We start from the raw sequence: 255 nt of genomic DNA, 5'->3' as shown, positions 1-255 counted from the left end.
GCGCCATGTCGGCCTACCTCGCCCGTCTGGCCTCGGGCGGCGCCTACCAGTCCCTGCGCGAGACCGCCAAGCAGCTCGGCAAGCTCCTGCCGAAGGCGCTCTACCAGCGCGCGGCCGCGGCCGAGGAGTACGCCCGCTCGCTGGTGGTCGGCGGCGGCACCATGTTCGAGGAGATGGGCTTCCACTACGTCGGCCCCGTGGACGGGCACAACCTCGACCACCTGCTGCCGGTCCTGAAGAACGTCCGCGACGCCG

General features: G+C 72.2%; 1 protein-coding gene. It reads left to right on the top strand.

Annotated features, from left to right (window positions below; genetic code table 11):
• Positions 1–255, top strand: a 255-nt coding sequence (locus ACLBXO_RS32350) for a 1-deoxy-D-xylulose-5-phosphate synthase N-terminal domain-containing protein (protein ID WP_447687982.1), incomplete at both ends; no start/stop codon positions are given.

This window comes from Methylobacterium sp. C33D, assembly GCF_053345825.1.
Note: the sequence above shows the minus strand (reverse complement) of the source record. Positions and strands in the feature narration are given on the sequence as shown.